The sequence below is a fragment of the Massilia eburnea genome (assembly GCF_050709955.1).
Lineage (GTDB): Bacteria > Pseudomonadota > Gammaproteobacteria > Burkholderiales > Burkholderiaceae_D > Rugamonas > Rugamonas eburnea_A.
Map to the genome: position 1 here is coordinate 29,781 of NZ_JBNZFX010000006.1, position 19,138 is coordinate 48,918.

Genomic DNA, 19,138 nt, shown 5'->3' on the forward strand with positions numbered 1-19,138 from the left:
TCATTTTAGTGCGCTCCATCATGCAAGAAAAATATAGTCCAGCAGAAGTCGAACAAGCCGCCCAATCGCACTGGAAGGCGATCGACGCCTACAAGGCGGTCGAAAACGACCCGCGTTTCCCTAAAGGCAAGTACTACGCTTGCTCGATGCTGCCTTACCCATCGGGCAAGCTGCACATGGGCCACGTGCGCAACTATACGATCAATGACGTGATGTACCGCTACCTGCGGATGAACGGCTACAACGTGCTGATGCCGATGGGCTGGGACGCCTTCGGCATGCCGGCCGAAAACGCGGCCATGGCCAACAACGTGCCGCCGGCCAAATGGACTTATTCCAACATCGACCACATGAAACAGCAGATGGAGTCGATGGGCCTGGCGATCGACTGGTCGCGCGAGATGGCGGCCTGCAAGCCGGAATACTACAAGTGGAACCAGTGGATGTTCCTGAAGATGCTGGAAAAAGGCATCATCTACCAGAAAACCGGTACCGTGAACTGGGACCCGGTCGACCAGACCGTGCTGGCCAACGAGCAGGTGGTCGACGGCCGCGGCTGGCGTTCCGGCGCGCTGATCGAAAAGCGCGAAATCCCGATGTACTACGTGCGCATCACCGACTACGCCGACGAGCTGCTGGACTACGTCGACCACAAGCTGCCGGGCTGGCCTGAGCGCGTGCGCATCATGCAGTCGAACTGGATCGGCAAGTCGACCGGCGTGCGCTTCGCCTTCCCGCACAGCATCGCCGGCGCCGACGGCCAGTTGATCAATGACGGCAAGCTGTTCGTGTTCACCACCCGTCCCGACACCGTGATGGGCGTGACCTTCTGCGCCGTGGCCGCCGAGCACCCGCTGGCCGCCCACGCCGCGCAGGACAAGCCGGAACTGCAAGCCTTCATCGCCGAATGCAAGATGGGCTCCGTGATCGAGGCCGACATGGCCACCATGGAGAAGAAGGGCATGCCGACCGGCCTGTTCGTGAGCCACCCGATCACCGGCGCACAAGTCGAAGTCTGGATCGGCAACTACGTCCTGATGACCTACGGCGATGGCGCCGTGATGGGCGTGCCGGCGCACGACGAGCGCGACTTCGCCTTCGCGAAAAAATACCAGCTGCCGATCAAGCAGGTGATCGCCGCCGAAGGCCAGAGCTTCAGCGACGAGGCCTGGCAGGAATGGTACGGCGACAAGGCCGTCGCCGTGGTCACCAACTCCGGCAAGTACGACGGCCTGCGCTACAGCGAAGCGCTGGAAGCCATCGCTGCCGACCTGGCCGCCAAGGGCCTGGGCGAGAAGAAGACCACCTTCCGCCTGCGCGACTGGGGCATTTCGCGCCAGCGCTACTGGGGCACCCCGATCCCGATGATCCACTGCGATTCCTGCGGCTCGGTGCCGGTGCCTGAAAAGGACCTGCCGGTGGTGCTGCCGGAAGACTGCGTGCCGGACGGCACCGGCAACCCGCTGAACAAGCATGAAGCCTTCCTCAAGTGCGACTGCCCGCAATGCGGCAAGCCGGCGCGCCGCGAGACCGACACCATGGACACCTTCGTCGACTCGTGCTGGTACTACATGCGGTATACCTCGCCGGGCAGCGAGCAGGCGATGATCGACGCCCGCAACGATTACTGGATGCCGATGGACCAGTACATTGGCGGCATCGAGCATGCCGTGCTGCACCTCTTGTACGCGCGCTTCTGGACCAAGGTGATGCGCGACTTCGGCCTGGTGAAGTTCGACGAGCCGTTCACCAACCTGCTGACCCAGGGCATGGTGCTGAACGAGACCTACTACCGCGAGGAAGCCTCGGGCAAGAAGCACTGGTTCAACCCGGACGACGTGACCCTGACCACCGACGACCGCGGCCGCCCGGTATCGGCCGTGCTGAAGGCCGACGGAGCGCCGGTGAATCTGGGCGGCATCGAGAAGATGTCCAAGTCGAAGAACAACGGCATCGACCCGCAAGTGCAGATTGAGCAATACGGCGCCGACACCGCGCGCCTGTTCACCATGTTCGCTTCGCCGCCGGAGCAGACCCTGGAGTGGTCCGGCTCCGGCGTGGAAGGCGCCAACCGCTACCTGAAGCGCGTGTGGAACTTCGGCTTCGCCCAGCGGGACGCGATCCGCGCTGCCGGTTCGCCGCTGGCCGCCGTTGCCGCCACCGATGACGGCAAGGCGCTGCGCCGCGAAGTGCACAAGGTGCTGCAACAGGCCGACTACGACATCAAGCGCATCCAGTACAACACCGTGGTTTCCGCCTGCATGAAGATGCTCAACACGCTGGAATCGGCCAAAGGCGTCGAGCCGGCCGTGCTGGCCGAAGGCTATGCCATCTTCCTGCGCCTGCTGAATCCAGTGGCGCCGCACATCACCCACGTGCTGTGGCAGGAAATGGCTTACGCCGGCGACATCCTGGATGCAGCCTGGCCGCAGGTCGATCCGGCCGCGCTGGAGCAGTCCGAGATCGAGCTGATGATCCAGGTCAACGGCAAGCTGCGCGGCTCGGTGAAAGTGCCGAAGGCCGCCGACAAGGCTGCCATTGAAGCGGCCGCGCTGGCCGAGGAAAGCGTGCAGAAGTTCCTGGAAGGCGCGCCGAAGAAGGTCATCGTGGTACCGGGCAAATTGGTCAATATCGTGGTGTAAGGCAAAGATGACGACGACTCTGAAATCCCGCGGCGCCCTGCGCCGCACCATGCTGGCGCTGGCTGCGCTGGGCGTAGCTGCCGTGGCCACCGGCTGCGGCTTCCACCTGCGCGGCTCGGGCGGCACGTATACGCTGCCGTTCAACGCCATGTACGTGGGCTTGCCGGAGTCGTCGCCGCTGGCGATCGAGCTGAAACGCAATATCCGCGTCAACGGCCACACCACGGTGGCGGCCAGCAAGGCCGAGGCGGACGGCGTGATCGAAGTGCTGACCAACCCGGAAAAGACCCGCACCAAGTCGATCCTGTCCTTGAACAGCAATGGCCGCGTGCGCGAATACCTGCTCAGCTACAACATCCTGTTCCGCGTGACCGACAAGGCCGGCAATGAACTGCTGGCGCCGACCAATATCGTGCTGGGCCGCCCGATCACCTTCAGCGAGACCCAGCTCTTGGCCAAAGAGCAGGAAGAAGCCTTGCTGTACAAGGACATGCAGGCCGACCTGGTGCAGCAGATGATGCGCCGCATGGCGGCCATCAAGCCCGGCAACCCGGCGCCGGCGCCGACCCCGTCCGGCGTGCTGCCTGGCGTGCTGTCGGCGCCCGACGTGAGCGCCCCTACCGCGCCGGCCGCGCCGCCGGTCCGCTAAGGGCGCGCCATGCAGTTGCGCGCCGACGCCCTGGACGGCCACGTCGCCAAGACGCTGGCCCCGCTGTACGTGATCACCAGCGACGAACACTTGCTGGCGCTGGAGGCGGCCGACAAGATCCGGCGCGCCGCCCGCGCGCAAGGCTATTCCGAGCGCGAGGTGCTGTCGGTCGAACGCAACTTCAAATGGGGCGAGCTGCTGGCGGCGAATCAGGCCATGAGCCTGTTCGGCGACAAGAAGCTGATCGAGCTGCGCATCCCGTCCGGCAAGCCGGGCAAGGATGGCGGCGCCGCGCTGCAGGCTTACGCGAAAGATTTATCACCCGACAACCTGACGCTGATCACGCTGCCCAAGCTGGACTGGCAGACGCAGAAGGCGGCATGGGTGGCGGCCTTGCAGCAGGCCGCCGTGTACATCGACATCCCGAACATCGAGCGCAATGCGCTGCCGGGATGGATTGCGAACCGGCTTGCCGCACAAGGGCAGAGCGCGGAGCGCGCCAGCCTGGACTTCATCGCCGACCGCGTCGAAGGCAACCTGCTGGCGGCACACCAGGAAATCCAGAAACTCGGCTTGCTGCACGAGCCGGGCAAGCTGGCCCACCAGCAGGTGCAGGACGCCGTGCTCAATGTGGCGCGCTACGACGTGTTCAAGCTGTCCGAAGCCATGCTGTCAGGCGACACCGCGCGCCTGATCCGCATGCTGGAAGGCTTGAAGGGCGAAGGCGAGGCGCTGCCGCTGGTGTTGTGGGCCGTCTCCGAAGAAATCCGCACACTGCTAAAATTAAAGGCAGGCATGGCCCAGGGCCGTCCGCTGCCGGCGCTCCTGAAGGAATACCGCATCTGGGGCCCGCGCGAACGGCTGATGGAGCCGGCGCTGCGCCGCATTGCGCTACCCACGCTGGAGGCGGCGATGCAGCAGGCGGCCCAGGTCGACCGCATGGTCAAGGGGCTGCGCGCCAAGGCGTTCGCCGGCGACCAGTGGGATGCCATGCTGCAATTGGCTTTGCGCGTCGCAAGAGGGTAATCAAATGGACATCAAGCAGTACATGCAGGACATCGGCCAGCGCGCCCGCGCCGCATCGCGCGCCATGGCGCGCGCCGACAGCGCCACCCGCAACCGTGCGTTGCAGCTGATCGCCGAAGCGATCGAGCGCGAAGCGCCGGCCCTGCGCGAGGCCAACCAGCAAGACCTGGCCGCCGCGCGCGCCGCCGGCCTGGCGCCGGCCATGCTGGACCGCCTGGCGCTGACCGACAAGGCGATTGCCACCATGGTGGAAGGCTTGCGCCAGGTGGTCGCGCTGCCCGACCCGGTGGGCGAAATCTCGAACGTGAAAATCCGCCCATCCGGCATCCAGGTCGGCCAGATGCGCGTGCCGCTGGGCGTGATCGGCATCATCTACGAAGCGCGCCCCAACGTGACGGTGGACGCGGCCGGCCTGTGCATCAAGAGCGGCAACGCCACCATCCTGCGCGGCGGCTCGGAAGCGATCCATTGCAACCGCGCGCTGGCGCGCCTGGTGGCCGACGGCTTGAGCGGCGCCGGCCTGCCGGCTGACGGCGTGCAGGTGGTCGACACCACCGACCGCGCCGCCGTCGGCGCCCTGATCACCATGCCGCAGTTCGTGGACGTGATCGTACCGCGCGGCGGCAAGGGCCTGATCGCGCGCCTGATGCAAGAAGCCACGGTGCCGATGATCAAGCACCTGGACGGCATCTGCCACGTGTATATCGACGCACGCGCCGACCTCGCCAAAGCGCTCGACATCGGCTTCAACGCCAAGTGCCACCGCTACGGCACCTGCAACACCATGGAAACGCTGCTGGTGGCGCGCGCCGTCGCCGCCGAAGTGCTGCCGCAGCTGGCCGCGCGCTACGCCAGCGAGCAGGTCGAGCTGCGCGCCGACGCCGAGGCGCACGCCATCCTGAGCGCTTGCGCCTACCCGCACCTGGCGCACGCCACGGAACAAGACTGGGCCACCGAATACCTGGCGCCGATCCTGGCGGTGCGCGTGGTGGACGGGCTGGATGCCGCCATCGAACATTGCAATACCTGGTCGTCCAAGCACACCGAAGCGATCGTCACCGAGGACTACAGCGCGGCGATGCGCTTCCTGCGCGAAGTCGATTCGTCGTCGGTGATGATCAACGCCTCGACGCGCTTCGCGGACGGCTTCGAATACGGCCTGGGCGCCGAGATCGGCATCTCCAACGACAAGCTGCACGCACGCGGCCCGGTCGGGCTGGAAGGCCTGACTTCCCTTAAATACGTGGTGTTCGGCCACGGAGAGATTAGAAAGTAACGAATGCTCTGGATCAAAGCGCTGCATATCGTCTTCATCGTGTCCTGGATGTCGGGGCTGTTCTACCTGCCGCGGATTTTCGTGAACCTGGCGATGGACACCTCGGGCCCGAGCACCGAGCGGCTGCTGACGATGGCGCGCAAGCTGTACCGCTTCACCACCATGCTGGCGCTGCCGGCGGTGGGTTTCGGGATCTGGCTGGTGGCGCTGCAATACGGCGCCAAGATGCCCGGCTGGCTGCATGCCAAATTAGGCATGGTGCTGCTGTTGGTGGGCTACCACCACGCCTGCGGCTCGCTGCTGAAAAAATTTGAACGTGGCGTCAATACGCGCGGTCATGTGTTCTACCGGTGGTTCAATGAAGTGCCGGTGTTGATGTTGCTGGCGATCGTGATTCTGGTGGTCGTCAAGCCTTTCTAAAACCGGTAAATCAGGGTCAGACCCAAGGGTCTGACCCGACCGGTGACGGCCGCGTAGGCGGGTCTGACCCTTGGGTCAGACCCTGGTTTACCGGTTTTGATTCAAACAACGGATAAAGGGTCCCCCAAATGCCATCATATTTCTGCCCATGCCCGCGCGGCCTGGAAGCCGCCCTGGCGGAAGAACTGACCGAAATCGCGGCCATGAGCCCGACCATGAAGGTCCACAACCAGGTCCCCGGCGGCGTGCACGCCTCCGGCGACCTGTACGACGCCTACCGCATCAACCTGCATTCGCGCATCGCCTCGCGCGTCCTGATGCGCATGGGCGTGTGCCACTACCAGAACGAAAACGACATTTACGACCTGGTGCTGGGCCAACCTTGGGAAGAATGGTTCGGCGTGCACCACACCATCCGGGTTGACGTCACCGCCATCAAGTCGCCGTTGAAATCGCTGGAATTCACCACGCTGAAAATCAAGGATGCGGTATGCGACCGCTTCCGCGACATGTACAACAAACGCCCGTCGGTCAACACGCGCGAACCGGACATGCGCATCTTCGGCTTCCTCGACCAGCGCCAGTTCATGGTCTACCTCGACACCTCCGGCGAAGCGCTGTTCAAGCGCGGCTGGCGGGAAGAGACCGGCGACGCGCCGCTGCGCGAGAACCTGGCCGCCGGCCTGCTGCGGGTGTCGGGCTGGAAGCCGGGCGTGCCGCTGTTCGACCCGATGTGCGGCTCCGGCACTATCCTGTGCGAAGCGGCGCAGATGGTGCAGGGCATCCCGCCGGGCGCGCGGCGCCGCTTCGCCTTCGAGAAATTCCACGACTTCGACCCGGAGCCGTGGCTGCAGATGAAGAGCGACTTCAAGCCCAATCCGCTGCCGGCCGAGCCGACCATCTTCGGCTCCGATATTTCGGGCGACATGGTAGCGATGGCGCGCCACAACCTGAAGAGCGCCGGCATCCTGTTCGAGGTCCCGCTCAAGCAGATCGAAGCGCAGCAGGTGCAGGCGCCGAGCAAGGAGCCGGGCATCCTGCTGACCAACCCGCCGTACGGCGAGCGCATCGGCGTGCGCGGCGACGCCGGCCTGGAAGAGGACGAACTGGCGAAAAGCTTCTACAGTGCCTTCTCGACCACGCTGAAGCAGCGCTTCTCCGGCTGGACCGCCTACCTGTTCACCGCCGACCTGGGCCTGCCGAAGATGCTGCGCCTGAAAGAATCGCGCAAGACGCCATTCTTCAACGGCGCGCTCGAATGCCGCCTGTTCCGTTTCGACATGGTGGCCGGCTTCAACCGCAAGCCGCAGGCCGACGCGCCCGCCAGCGAGTAAATGTCCACTTTGGGGTCAGGAACAAAAGTGGACATTTCCTGCGAAAATGTCCACTTCCGTTCCTGCCGGAACGCCGTACCGCCCCAAGTGGACATTTGATGCTTTCTACGCCTACGCCCCCGCCGCCGCCCGACGCCCCGGTCGCCATTCCTGAGCCGGAGGCGCGGCAGCGCAAGCCTTTGGGGCCGGGGGCACTGGCGGCAGTGCTGGCCAGCCTGTCGATGCTGGGGCCGTTCTCGATCGACGCCTATCTCCCCGCATTTCCCAACATCCAGGCCACGCTGCATGCGACACCGATCGAAGTCCAGCAATCGCTGACAGCTTATATGCTGGCCTTTGCCGGCATGGTGCTGTGGCATGGCGCGCTGTCGGACGCCTTCGGCCGCCGCAACGTGATCCTGGTGTCGCTGGTGGCCTTCCTGCTGGGCACGGTGGGCTGCGCCGCCGCGCATTCGGTGCAATACCTGTGGTTCTTCCGCGTGCTGCAAGGCGTGTCGGCCGGCGCCGGGGTGGTGGTCGGGCGCGCCATCATCCGCGACCTGTATGCCGATGCCGCCGCCGCGCGCCTGCTGTCGCTGGTGACCATGATCTTCGCCATCGCACCTGCCGTGGCGCCGGTGCTGGGCGGCCTGATCGTCAAATATTCCGACTGGCGCACCATTTTCCTGGCGCTGGCCGGCTACACGGTGCTGCTGTTCATCGTCTGCTACCTGCGCCTGCCCGACACGCTGCCGCGCGACAAGCGGCAGCCGTTCAACCCGCGCTACCTGTGGCGCAATTACAAGGCCATCCTGTCCTCGCCGCTGTTCCACCTGAAGACCGGCGTGGTGGCCTTCAACTTCGCCGGCCTGTTCCTGTACATCACGGCCGCGCCGGTGGCGCTGCCGGCCCAGCTGCACCTGGGACCCGATCAATTCGCCTGGCTGTTCGTGCCGGCCGTTTCCGGCATCTTCCTGGGCGCCCTGGCCGCCAACCGCATCGCCGGCAAGACCAGCTTCATGCGCCAGATCGGGATCGGCTTTTGCTTCCTGATCACGGCGGCCACGGTCAACCTCGGCTACCACCTGCTGGCCGGGCCGGCGCTGCCATGGAGCGTGCTGCCGCTGTTCTTCTACACCTTCGGCATGTCGATGGCGGCGCCGGCCGCCACCCTGCTGGCGCTCGACCTGTTCCCCCACATCCGCGGCACGGTGGCCTCGGTGCAATCGTTTGCCACCACCCTGCTGGGCGCCCTGGTGGCCGGCGTGCTGGCGCCGCTCGCTTCGCATTCCTTCCTGTGGCTGGCAGCGGGCCAGCTGGCGCTGGCGCTGGTCGCGCTGGGACTGTGGTTGACGGCGCGCTCACTCCGGCGCAAGATAGTGCCTGTTTGAAAATATTGTTGGTATTAAGTAAATTAGTACCAAGAGTGTAGTTCTTTCTACACAAATGCAGTTTATTGCCGCCAGAAATTTGTATTGCTATTAAGTTATAGTATATTTATGCCAATTTGCGTAGTGGATTGCAAGCCGGAAGACAGCCGCTAAGACCCCATGCAACATCCCGACCAAGACATCCGCAATCGCTTGCTGATCGCGCGGCTCCCCGCCATGCCGCAGATCCTGATCAAGCTGATTGAGCTCCTGCAAGCCGACGATGCCGGCATGCCGGAGCTGGCCGCGTTGATCGCCAAGGATGCCGGGATGGCCAGCAAGATCCTGGCCGTGGCCAACAGCTCGGCCTACCAGCGCCATCAGCGCACGCTGGGCCTGGAGCAGGCCCTGGTCGCGCTGGGCACCGACACCATCAAGACGCTGGTGATCTCCGAGTCGGTGTTCCAGACCTTCAACAATTTCCCGCACAGCGGCAGCACCGACTTGCGCGCCTTCTGGAAAGGCTCGCTGACCACCGCCGTCATCGCCCGCGACTTGGCGCGCGCGCTCGACTACCCGCAGGTGGAGGAAGCCTACCTGGCCGGCCTGCTGCACAATGTCGGCCGCCTGGCGCTGCTGGCCACGGCACCCAAGGAATACGCCTATAACTTCAGCGCGCGCGACGACGATGAGCTGTGCGCAGTAGAGCTGCGCACCCTGGAAATCACCCACGCCGAAGCGGGCGCCTGGCTGATCGAACGCTGGAACCTGGACTCCTTCCTGGCCGACTCGGTGCTGTACCACCACGAACCGGTGCAGCGGCTGGAAGCGGCGCATCCCTTGATCCGCATCGTGCGCCTGGCGCACCAGCTGTGCTACCACGCCGACGCGCCGCACAGCGCGGCCGCCGCGGCCGCGCTGTGCGGCATCGAGGACGACAAGCTGGACGCCTTCGTCAAGTCGGCCGCGCGGCAGGTGGCGCGCGCCGCCGAAGCGCTGGGCATCGACCTGGCCGGCGCGGACGACGTGCCGGCGCCGCCCGCCGCGCCGACGGTGCCGCTCGATCCGGTGCAGGCGCGCTTGTCGGAAGAAGTGCGCAATATGGTGCTGGTGCAGGAGATGGGGCAGTGCTTTGCGCGCCAGCAGGGCGAGGCCGGCATGCTGGATGCCATGACGCGCTCGGCGCGCATGCTGTTCGACCTGGAGAGCACGGTGATCCTGCTGGAGAGCCCGACCGGCCACGCGCTGCAAGGCGCCGGCACGGGCGAAGCGCAGCAGCGCCTGGCCGAATTTTTGGTGCCCCTCAACAAGCCCGGCCTGTTGGCCGATGCCGCCAACCAGCGCCAACTGGCGTTTGCCGCGCGCGCCGGCGCCGGTTCCAGCGCCGGCGCCAGCCCTGGCCTGGGCATCGCCGAAGAACAGCTGCTGCGCATCGTCGGCAGCGAAGCGCTGGTATGCCTGCCACTGGTGGCCGGCCAGCGCTGCCTGGGCATGTTGGTAGGCGGCGTGCCGGCCTGGCAACTGCCGCTGCTGCAAAAGAAGGAGCGCTTCCTGCAAGCCTTCGGCAGCCAGGCCGCCAATGCGCTGGAGACTGCCCTGTCCGAGCGCGGCCACGCGAGCCGCCAGCTGGCGCACGTGGCCGAGGAATACCGTGAAGCCTCGCGCCGTGTCGTGCACGAGGTGAACAACCCGCTGTCCATCATCAAGAACTACCTGTCGGTGCTGGACGCCAAGCTGGCGCGGCGCGAGCCGGTGGTGTCCGAGATGTCGATCCTGAACGAGGAGATCGACCGCGTCGGCCACCTGATCAACGGCCTGGCCGACCTGCAGCCTAGCGAAGGCGGCTGCGTGACAAATGTGGCGCGCGTGGTGGAAGACGTGCTGCGCCTGTTCCGCGCCACCGACTTCCTGCCCGCTTCGGTGCAGGTGCTCACGCGCATGCAGGACGGACCGCAGGAAATCGACGGCGACGCCGACCTGCTCAAGCAAATCCTGGTCAACCTGGTCAAGAATGCGATCGAGGCGCAGCCGGACGGCGGCCGCATCGAACTGGCCAACCGCGGCCTGGTCAACCGCGAACGCCGGCTGTACGTGGAGCTGGTGGTCAGCGACGCCGGGCCCGGCCTGTCGCAGGAAGTGCTGGCCAAGCTGTTTACCGCCGTGAAGAGCAGCAAGGAAGGCAAGCACCACGGCCTGGGCCTGTCGATCGTACACAGCCTGGTCAAGAAAATGAACGGCATGATCAGCTGCCGCAGCGGCGCCAACGGCACCTCGTTTGAACTCCTGCTGCCGGCTCGCGGCAGCACCAGCCAGTTGGCGCCGGTGCAGGCGCGCGGCGTGGTGGATTCCGCATAAGGCCCGCATGAACCCGATGATCCAGAAGCCCCCGACCCCGGCACCGGAATTCCAGCCACGACTGCTGCTGGTAGACGACGAACCGCGCCTGCTGTCCTCCCTGTACGAGCTGCTGCGGGTGCAGGACAGCTACCAGCTGGTCACCGCCGCCACCGGCGCCGAAGCGCTGGCCCATCTGAACCGCCAGCAATTCGACCTGCTGCTGCTGGACCTGCGCCTGCCCGATATGAGCGGCCACGACATCATGGACTTCGTGAACGCGCGCGAGATCGACTGCGATGTGATCGTGATGAGCGGCGAGGCCGGCATCGAGGCCGCCATCGGCGCCTTGAAGCGCGGCGCCTACGACTACCTGCGCAAGCCATACAACCCGCCGGAGCTGATCAAGACGGTGGAGAACGCGCTGCAAAAGCGCCGCCTGGCGGTGGAGAACATGCGCATCGCGCAGCGCCTGGAAAACTCGGAAAAGATGTACCGCTACCTGGTGGACAGCTCGCCCGACATCATCTACACCCTGAACCATGAAGGCTGCTTCACCTTCGTCAACGACCGCGCCTACCAGCTGCTGGGATATTCGCGCGACGAATTGATCGGCCGCCACTATTCGCTGCTGGTGCACGAGGAAGACCAGGAACGGGCGCGCTATGTGTTCAACGAGCGCCGCGTCGACGAGCGCGCCTCGCGCAATGTGGAGCTGCGCCTGAAGTGCAATAACAGCGCCGCCGGCGACCGCACCTTCAGCAATACCCTGATGACGATTTCCTTGAACGCGATCGGCATGCACGTGCCGGGCGAGGAGGTGTCGCGCCACGAATTCTTCGGCACCTATGGCGTGGCGCGCGACATCACCGACCGCAAGCGCGCCGAGGAGATGATCTCCTACCAGGCCTATCACGACATCCTGACCGACCTGCCGAACCGCATCCTGTTCAAGGACCGCCTGGGGCTGGCCGTGATTCAGGCCAAGCGCAAGCTCACCGAGCTGGCCGTGATGTTCATCGACCTCGATCGCTTCAAGCTGGTCAACGATACGCTGGGCCACGTGAAAGGCGACGAATTGCTGCAGCAGGCCGCGCGGCGCCTGAAGGAATGCCTGCGCAAGGGCGACACGCTGGCGCGCCACAGCGGCGACGAATTCACCATCGTGCTGCCCGAGCTGCGCGACCGCGCCGACGCCAGGGCGATCGCCGACAAGTTCCAGGAAGTGCTGCAGTCGCCGTTCGACCTGGACGGCCACGTGGTGCACATCTCGGCCTCGATCGGCATTGCGGTGTATCCGAACGACGGCGAATCGATCGAGGAGCTGCTGCGCCACGCCGACATCGCCATGTACCAGGTCAAGGCGCAGGGCAAGAACGGCCACAGCTTCTACCATCCTTCGATGCAGGACATGTCGCACCAGAAGATCGCGCTGGAGCAGTCGCTGCGCAAGGCGCTGGAGAACAACGAGCTGGAAATGTATTACCAGCCGCAGGTCGACATGGCATCCGGCCGCATCATCGGCGCCGAAGGGCTGATGCGCTGGAACCACCCGAGCCGCGGCCTGCTGTCGGCCGGCGAGTTCCTGCCGTTTGCCGAAGAAAACGGCCTGATGCTGCCGATCTCGGACTGGATGATCGGCGCGCTGTGCCGCGACCTGCTGCTGTGGAATGCGGCCGGCGCCGACAATATCCGGCTGTCGCTGAACCTGTCGCCGCAATACCTGGACCGCGGCGACTTCTTCGAGAAGATGCGCAATGCGCTGGTGCGCTACCAGATTTCGCCGTCGCAGATCGAAGTCGAGATCACGGAGAACATCTGCATCCGCAACCCGCAATACGCGATCGAGCAGTTGAACAAGCTGTGCCAGCTGGGCGTATCGGTCGCCATCGACGATTTCGGTACCGGCTATTCCTCGCTGTCCTACCTGCACCGCTTCCCGATCCACACCATCAAGATCGACCAGAGCTTCGTCAAGGAGATCCACGACGAGCACGGCCACTATCCGGTGATCCTGGCCATCATCTCGATCGCGCGCGGCCTCGGCCTGCACCTGGTGGCGGAAGGCGTGGAGACCGAAGTGCAGGCACGCTACCTGGCTGCCAACGGCTGTGCCACCATGCAGGGCTACCTGTATCACCGGCCGATCGCGCTGAGCACCTTCATGGAAACACTGGCGGCGCAGAACCAGGCGGACGCCCCTGCCGTTGCCGTCCCGGCCGGCCTGCGCCTGGCGAGCCAGGCCTGAACTTCCATGCAGCGTCACGCCCAGACTGAAGTCGACGAATTCCTGCGCCTGCGCCATCTGGCCGAACGCGGCGTGGCCAGCGCCCAGCATAGCCTGGGCTTCATGTACTTCAACGGACAGGGCGTGGCGCAAAGCCATGAGCTGGCCGTGGCCTGGTATCGCCAGGCAGCCAACGCAGGCCTGGAGCATGCCCAGTACAACCTGGGCGTGATGTTCCAGAAGGGGCAGGGCGCCGACATCGACTTTGCCGAAGCCGCGCACTGGTACCAGCTGGCGGCGGAACAGGGTTACGCCGCCGCGCAATACAACCTGGGCTGGCTGTACGCCAAAGGCCAGGGCGTGCCGCACGATACCGAGAGGGCGCGCTACTGGTTCGCCAAGGCTGCCGAGCAGGGCGATCCTGGCGCGCAGAACAACCTGGGCATGATGTACGACACCGGCAAGGGCGTGCCGCAGGATTTCGCGCAAGCGATCATGTGGTACCGCAAGGCCGCCGAGCAGGGTTATGCGCGCGCCCAGTTCAACCTCGGCCTGCGCTACGACAACGGGCAAGGCGTGGCGCAGGACGGCAAGCAGGCGCTGGGCTGGTTCCGCAAAGCCGCGGACCAAGGCTATGCCGCCGCCCAGTTCAACCTGGCGCTACGCTACGATAAAGGGCAGGACGTGCCGGCCGACGCCGCGCGCGCCATCAAGTGGTACACGCTGGCGGCGGAACAGGACCATGTCAGCTCCCAGTTCAACCTGGGCCTGATCTATGACAACGGCAACGGCGTGCCGCGCGACGCAGCGCTGGCGCTGAAATGGTACCGCCGCGCCGCCGAACTGGGACACGCCGGCGCCCAGAACAACCTGGGCCAGTGCTACGACCACGGCCAGGGTGTGGCGCAGGATCACCGGGAAGCGGCACACTGGTACCGCAAGGCATCGGAAGCCGGCCACCCCGCCGCGCAATACCATCTGGCGCTGTTGTATGAACAAGGGCAGGGCGTGCCGCGCGACCAGCAGGAAGCCGTTTTCTGGTACCGCAAGGCGGCCGACCAGGGCCACTTGCGCGCCCAGTTCGACATCGGCCTGCGCTATGAAACAGGACAGGGCGTGCCGCAAGATGGGCGCAAGGCGCTGGCCTGGTTCCGCCGCGCCGCCGACCAGGATTACGTTGCCGCGCAGTTCATGCTGGGCCAGATTCACGATCGCGACGACGGTCCCGCCCCCGACCTGCTGCAAGCGAATGCCTGGTACCGCAAGGCCGCCGAGCAAGGCCACACGCTGGCCTGCTTCACGCTTGGCCTGCGCTGCGACAATGGCCAGGGCATGCCGCGCGACTTCCAGCAAGCGCTGTCCTGGTACCTGGCCGCCGCACAGCAAGGCCACGCCCGCGCCCAGCTCAATGCCGGCCTGATGTTCCTGTCCGGCCAGGGCACGCCAGCGGACGCCGAACAAGCCTGGCGCTGGCTGTCGCTTGCCGAACGCGGCGGACAGCCGGCCGCTACGCGCCACCTTGCCGCCGCGGCCGCCCGTCTCGCCCCGCACCAGTTGGACGCATTGCGCGCCGCCCCCGGACTGCTGCCCGCTTGAATGCAAAGCGTGGCATGCAGTGGGCGTTTGCCGCCTCAATGAAGCTTGGGATATCCGATGGAATTTCACGAACCTGATACATGGTCTAACGCTGCTGGCGTTGACTATGGCGCAGATATCATTAGTTTGAAAGCCATTGTGCCGGCACCCGGAACAAAAACTTCGGCCTTCTTTTGGAAGCGCGAATGCTCGACGGGCTGACGCCATGAGCTTGAGCTTGTCGCAAGCAAGCCCTTGATTGAATTGATGCGAGAGCTACGCGACGAGACGAGAGACGGGAAATGCATACGCATCCGACGGCAGGCGAAGCCATCTGATTTGGGACGACATGCGATGGTGCGGGACTACGCAAGTCGCCGGTTACCTGTACGTCGTCGCCGGGGCAAGCTTACGCCCGAAGAAAGCGCTTTGGTCAGGCGCGCGATAGGCATGTCCCCACCCTGACCCCTTGACCTCAGTCTTAGCGGCGACGCTGCGGTGGACGCGGGCCGGAAGTGCCGCGCTGTTCGATGTGACGGAATACGATACGGCCTTTGTTCAGGTCGTACGGCGAGAGCTCCAGCGTGACCTTGTCGCCGGCGATGATGCGGATGAAGTTTTTCTTCATGCGGCCGCCGGTGTAGGCGATCAGCTTGTGACCATTGTCCAGGTCTACGCGGAAGCGTTGCTCCGGCAGGATCTCGGTGACCACGCCGTTCATTTCGATCAGTTCTTCTTTTGCCATGGTGGGTTCCTTTGCGATTGGTTGGGCGAGGTGCGAAAAAAAAGCCCGCGTTGTTGCGGGCTTCGTTTCAATGTAATGCCAATATTTCAATCGCTGCTACAGCCCGTGCTATCTGCACGGTGCGAAGCGGTCAGCCAATGCTATCTGCAAGGTGCCGGCCTGTGACCAATGTTTGGTGCTACAGGGTGAAATTCTCGAGTACTTCACCACGAAACGCAGTATAGCACAGGTTTTGTGCGTTGCACAAATTATTTTTCAGGCGAGCGCCAGCTAGCAGGCATGCTACATTGGCAACACCTAATTTTTGGACATTCTCATGAAAATGCTGAGCAAGCTGCTTGCAACCCTGTTCGCCATGGCGGCCGCGACCGCGTCGGCTGCTACTGGCGAGCCTTTGGTCAAGACCATCGCCGATCTCGACGCCGCTGCGTTCGATGCCTTCAACCACTGCAGCGCGCCGGAGCAGCTCGAGAAGCACGCCGGCTTTTTTGCACCAGACGTGGAGTTTTACCACGACACAGGTGGGGTTACCTGGTCGCGCCAGGACATGATCGCCAATACGCAAAAATACGTGTGCGGTAATTTCCGTCGCGAGCTGGTTCCGGGTTCGCTCAAAGTCTCCCCGATCAAGGACTTCGGTGCGATTGAAACCGGCTCGCATCGCTTCTGCCAATTCGCCAGCGGCCAATGCGAAGGCTTGGCCGACTTCGCGATTGTCTGGAGCAATAAAACCGGCAACTGGCTGATTACCCGTGTCCTCAGCTACGGTCATCGGCCTAATTAACGATAGCTGCCCGGGTCGAACGGATAGGAGTAGATGTTCTCGATGAAGCGCTCGCCTTGCTTGACCTGGCGCGCCAGGTAGAGGCGATTGCCGTGTACAAACGGCGTGAATTCGGCTTGCGCACTGTTAAACGGAGCGCCGATATTTTTGGGAGCGCTCCAGCCGTTCTTGCCGTTGAAGCTGATGTAGAGGTCCATGTCGCCCGCGCCGCCCGGCACGTCGGAGAAGTACAGCAGATAGCTCTGGTCGGCGGTGATGAAGGGATTCGATTCGCGCCATGGGCCGGTGCTGACCGGTTCTGCCACCCGTTCGGGCGCGCGGTACTTGCCGTCCACCCGGCGCGAGCGCCACAGGTCGGATTTCCCTTCGGCGCCGTTCTTCATGAAGTAAATCGTGCCGTCGGCGGCAATCGAGCCGGATGATTCGGATTCGTCGCTATTGATGTCGTGGCCGAGGTGCAGCAACGGTCCCCAGCGGCCATCCTGCAGCGCCACCGAGTAGATGTCGAAGCCTGTGCGGGCCGGCTTGTCGGGCACCGGGCGGTTGGATTGGAAGATGATCGATTTGCCGTCTGGCGCAAAGGCTGGGTCGATGTCGCGCGAGCCGTCGGTGGAGGAGAATGGCACCGGCGCCGGCGCCTGCCACTTGCCGTCCACCTTATGCGACTCCACGATCACCAGCCTGGTCCGGGCGCCGCCCGATTGCACCCACAGCGCGTGCTGGCCATCGGGGGATAGCGTGAAGCCGAAGACGCCGTTATCGGACACCAGGCCCGGTTCGAACATGCCATCGCTGGGCGCGGCGGCGAATGCGGTGGCAAGCAGCAGGGCGGAAATATTCATTGATGTGATTCCTGGATATGTGGGTCGCGCCCTGCGCAACCGTACCCACATCGACGCGTCGCGCGCAGCGCTGAAGATGCAGCGCCATAGTGACGTATTTGCCAACCGCGTGCAATGTCTGCCGGGCGCATCACCTGGCGTAACTTTTTAGCAACTAAATTTGTGCATTGCCGGAAGGAACTATATACTACATAAATTAAAACTCTATTAATTTATTGATATGAAAAAAATTCTGGCATCTGTCCTCGCTGTAGCGGCCCTGGCCGGCTGCGCAACCGAAAGCCACCAAGCCATCCAGGTGGAAAAAGTCGCTAGCGCCGCGCGTCCTTACACCGGCCCGCGCACCCTGGTGGCGGTCGGCAAGTTCGACAACCGTTCTTCCTTCATGCGTGGCGTGTTCTCCGACGGCGTCGATCGCCTCGGCAGCCAGGCCAAGACCATCCTGATCTCGCACCTGCAGCAGACCAACCGCTTCAATGTGCTGGACCGCGACAATATGCAGGAGCTGCAGCAGGAAGCGGCCTACAAGAAGCAGGGCCAGAACATCAAGGGTGCCGACTTCGTGGTCACTGGCGACGTAACTGAATTTGGCCGCAAGGAAGTGGGCGACCACCAGCTGTTCGGCATCGCAGGCCGTGGCAAGACCCAGGTGGCATACGCCAAGGTCACCCTGAACGTGGTCAATATCGCTACCTCCGAAGTGGTGTACTCGGCCGCCAGCGCAGGCGAATACAGCCTGTCCAACCGCGAAGTGCTGGGCTTTGGCGGCACCGCCAGCTACGACTCGACCCTGAACGGCAAGGTGCTGGACCTGGCCATGCGCGAAGCAGTGGAAAAACTGGTGGGCGGCATGGAAGCCGGCGCCTTCGGTCGCGAGGCGCGCCAATGATGCGCCGCCTGGCCCTGGCGCTTGGCATCGCCGTCGCGCTGGTCGGCTGCAAACACCAGCAGCCGACGATCTATCAGTGGGAGAGCTACCAGCCGCAGGTTTACCAGTACTTCAAGGGCGAGAGCCCGGAGGCGCAAATCGCGGTGCTGGAAAAGGACCTGCAGAAGATCAACGCAAAAGGCATGATCCCGCCGCCTGGTTATCACGCTCACCTGGGCCTGCTGTACTCGGTGACCGGCAAGCCGGAACAGATGGCAGCCGAGTTCGAGGCTGAGAAGCTGCTGTTCCCTGAATCCGCCGCGTATATGGACTTTTTGCTGAAGAATACGAAGAAAGCCGTTCAATGATCAAGAAATGCATGAAACTGGCGGCGTGCCTGCTGCCTGCGCTGTTCTTCGTGGGTTGCGCCCACCACCAGGCACAGCCCTACGATTACACCGCGTTCAAGGCCGCCCAGCCGAAGTCGATCGTGGTGCTGCCACCGCTGAACAACTCGCCGGAAGTCAAAGCGACTTACGGCATGCTGTCGCAGCTGAGCTATCCGCTGGCCGAAGCCGGCTACTACGTGCTGCCGGTTGCTGCGGTGGATGAGACCTTCAAGCAGAACGGCCTGACCAACGCTCCCGACATCCACAACGTCAGCGTGCAGAAGCTGCACGAGATCTTCGGCGCCGATGCCGGCTTGTATGTGACCGTGACCAGGTACGGTTCCGTCTACACGCTGCTGAACAGTGAAGTGGTGGTGGCGGCCGAAGCCAAGCTGGTGGACCTGAAGACCGGCACCCTGCTGTGGAAAGGCCAGGCCAGCGCCTCCAGCGCGGAGCAGAACAATAACAATGGCGGTGGCGGCCTGATTGGCGCCTTGGTGGCCGCTGCGGTCAAGCAGATCATCAACACCAACACCGACGCAGCCTATCCAATGGCCGGCGTGGCTAGCAGCCGCATGCTGTCGGTCGGCGGCGGCAACGGCATCCTGTACGGCCCGCGTTCGACCAACTTCGGCAAGCCGTAACTCCTTCCCAATTGAAAGTCGGGGTCAGCTCCGG

At 64.1% G+C, this 19,138-nt stretch carries 16 protein-coding genes; 14 read left to right on the forward strand and 2 right to left on the reverse strand.

What is annotated here, in order from left to right; all coding sequences use genetic code 11:
• Positions 1-20 precede the first annotated feature (20 nt).
• From leuS to ACQ4MM_RS05790, 10 genes are all read left to right on the forward strand, one after another.
• Positions 21-2,642 (forward strand): leucine--tRNA ligase, encoded by a 2,622-nt coding sequence (leuS, locus tag ACQ4MM_RS05745; protein ID WP_431476483.1) that lies wholly within the window; start codon positions 21-23, stop codon positions 2,640-2,642.
• Positions 2,643-2,649: 7 nt separating this feature from the next.
• Positions 2,650-3,291 (forward strand): LPS assembly lipoprotein LptE, encoded by a 642-nt coding sequence (gene lptE, locus ACQ4MM_RS05750; protein WP_431476484.1) that lies wholly within the window; start codon positions 2,650-2,652, stop codon positions 3,289-3,291.
• 9 nt (positions 3,292-3,300) lie between these two features.
• Complete coding sequence (holA, locus tag ACQ4MM_RS05755; protein WP_431476485.1) at positions 3,301-4,317, forward strand: DNA polymerase III subunit delta; 1,017 nt, start codon at positions 3,301-3,303, stop codon at positions 4,315-4,317.
• A 4-nt stretch (positions 4,318-4,321) separates the two neighbouring features.
• Complete coding sequence (locus ACQ4MM_RS05760; protein ID WP_431476486.1) at positions 4,322-5,593, forward strand: glutamate-5-semialdehyde dehydrogenase; 1,272 nt, start codon at positions 4,322-4,324, stop codon at positions 5,591-5,593.
• A 3-nt stretch (positions 5,594-5,596) separates the two neighbouring features.
• Positions 5,597-6,013, forward strand: a complete 417-nt coding sequence (locus tag ACQ4MM_RS05765) for a CopD family protein (protein ID WP_431476487.1) — start codon at positions 5,597-5,599, stop codon at positions 6,011-6,013.
• Positions 6,014-6,141: 128 nt separating this feature from the next.
• Positions 6,142-7,347, forward strand: coding sequence for a THUMP domain-containing class I SAM-dependent RNA methyltransferase (locus ACQ4MM_RS05770; protein ID WP_431476488.1), 1,206 nt, complete (start codon positions 6,142-6,144; stop codon positions 7,345-7,347).
• A 98-nt stretch (positions 7,348-7,445) separates the two neighbouring features.
• On the forward strand, positions 7,446-8,717 hold the full coding sequence (locus ACQ4MM_RS05775) for a multidrug effflux MFS transporter (protein WP_431476489.1): 1,272 nt from the start codon (positions 7,446-7,448) through the stop codon (positions 8,715-8,717).
• A 159-nt stretch (positions 8,718-8,876) separates the two neighbouring features.
• Positions 8,877-11,051: an HDOD domain-containing protein gene (locus ACQ4MM_RS05780; RefSeq protein ID WP_431476490.1), complete on the forward strand. Its 2,175-nt coding sequence runs from the start codon at positions 8,877-8,879 to the stop codon at positions 11,049-11,051.
• 7 nt (positions 11,052-11,058) lie between these two features.
• On the forward strand, positions 11,059-13,278 hold the full coding sequence (locus ACQ4MM_RS05785) for a putative bifunctional diguanylate cyclase/phosphodiesterase (protein ID WP_431476491.1): 2,220 nt from the start codon (positions 11,059-11,061) through the stop codon (positions 13,276-13,278).
• Between the two features lie 6 nt (positions 13,279-13,284).
• The gene (locus tag ACQ4MM_RS05790) at positions 13,285-14,853 is read left to right on the forward strand and encodes an SEL1-like repeat protein (RefSeq protein ID WP_431476492.1); all 1,569 of its coding nucleotides are present in this window, start codon (positions 13,285-13,287) and stop codon (positions 14,851-14,853) included.
• A 460-nt stretch (positions 14,854-15,313) separates the two neighbouring features.
• Here ACQ4MM_RS05790 and infA read toward each other — a convergent pair whose 3' ends face one another.
• Positions 15,314-15,577, reverse strand: a complete 264-nt coding sequence (infA, locus tag ACQ4MM_RS05795; RefSeq protein ID WP_431476493.1) for a translation initiation factor IF-1 — start codon at positions 15,575-15,577, stop codon at positions 15,314-15,316.
• Between the two features lie 316 nt (positions 15,578-15,893).
• Between infA and ACQ4MM_RS05800 the strand changes: the two genes are divergently transcribed.
• Positions 15,894-16,361 carry a DUF4440 domain-containing protein gene (locus tag ACQ4MM_RS05800; protein WP_431476494.1) on the forward strand — a complete coding sequence of 156 codons (468 nt, stop codon included), beginning with the start codon at positions 15,894-15,896 and terminating at the stop codon, positions 16,359-16,361.
• On the opposite strand, the gene ACQ4MM_RS05805 is transcribed toward ACQ4MM_RS05800, so the two are convergent.
• On the reverse strand, positions 16,358-17,203 hold the full coding sequence (locus ACQ4MM_RS05805) for a TolB family protein (RefSeq protein ID WP_431476495.1): 846 nt from the start codon (positions 17,201-17,203) through the stop codon (positions 16,358-16,360). The genes ACQ4MM_RS05800 and ACQ4MM_RS05805 overlap by 4 nt on opposite strands.
• Positions 17,204-17,423: 220 nt before the next feature.
• Here ACQ4MM_RS05805 and ACQ4MM_RS05810 point away from each other — a divergent pair, with 220 nt between their 5' ends.
• Genes ACQ4MM_RS05810 through ACQ4MM_RS05820 form a run of 3 tightly spaced genes read left to right on the forward strand, consistent with a single transcriptional unit; the run spans position 17,424 to position 19,104 of the window.
• Positions 17,424-18,092, forward strand: coding sequence for a CsgG/HfaB family protein (locus tag ACQ4MM_RS05810; RefSeq protein WP_431476496.1), 669 nt, complete (start codon positions 17,424-17,426; stop codon positions 18,090-18,092).
• Entirely contained in the window at positions 18,089-18,439 is a 351-nt protein-coding gene (locus ACQ4MM_RS05815) for a DUF4810 domain-containing protein (RefSeq protein WP_431476497.1), read from the forward strand. The genes ACQ4MM_RS05810 and ACQ4MM_RS05815 overlap by 4 nt, the downstream gene beginning before the upstream one ends.
• Positions 18,436-19,104: a DUF799 domain-containing protein gene (locus ACQ4MM_RS05820; protein ID WP_431476498.1), complete on the forward strand. Its 669-nt coding sequence runs from the start codon at positions 18,436-18,438 to the stop codon at positions 19,102-19,104. Before ACQ4MM_RS05815 ends, ACQ4MM_RS05820 begins: the two co-directional genes overlap by 4 nt.
• Positions 19,105-19,138: the final 34 nt, after the last annotated feature.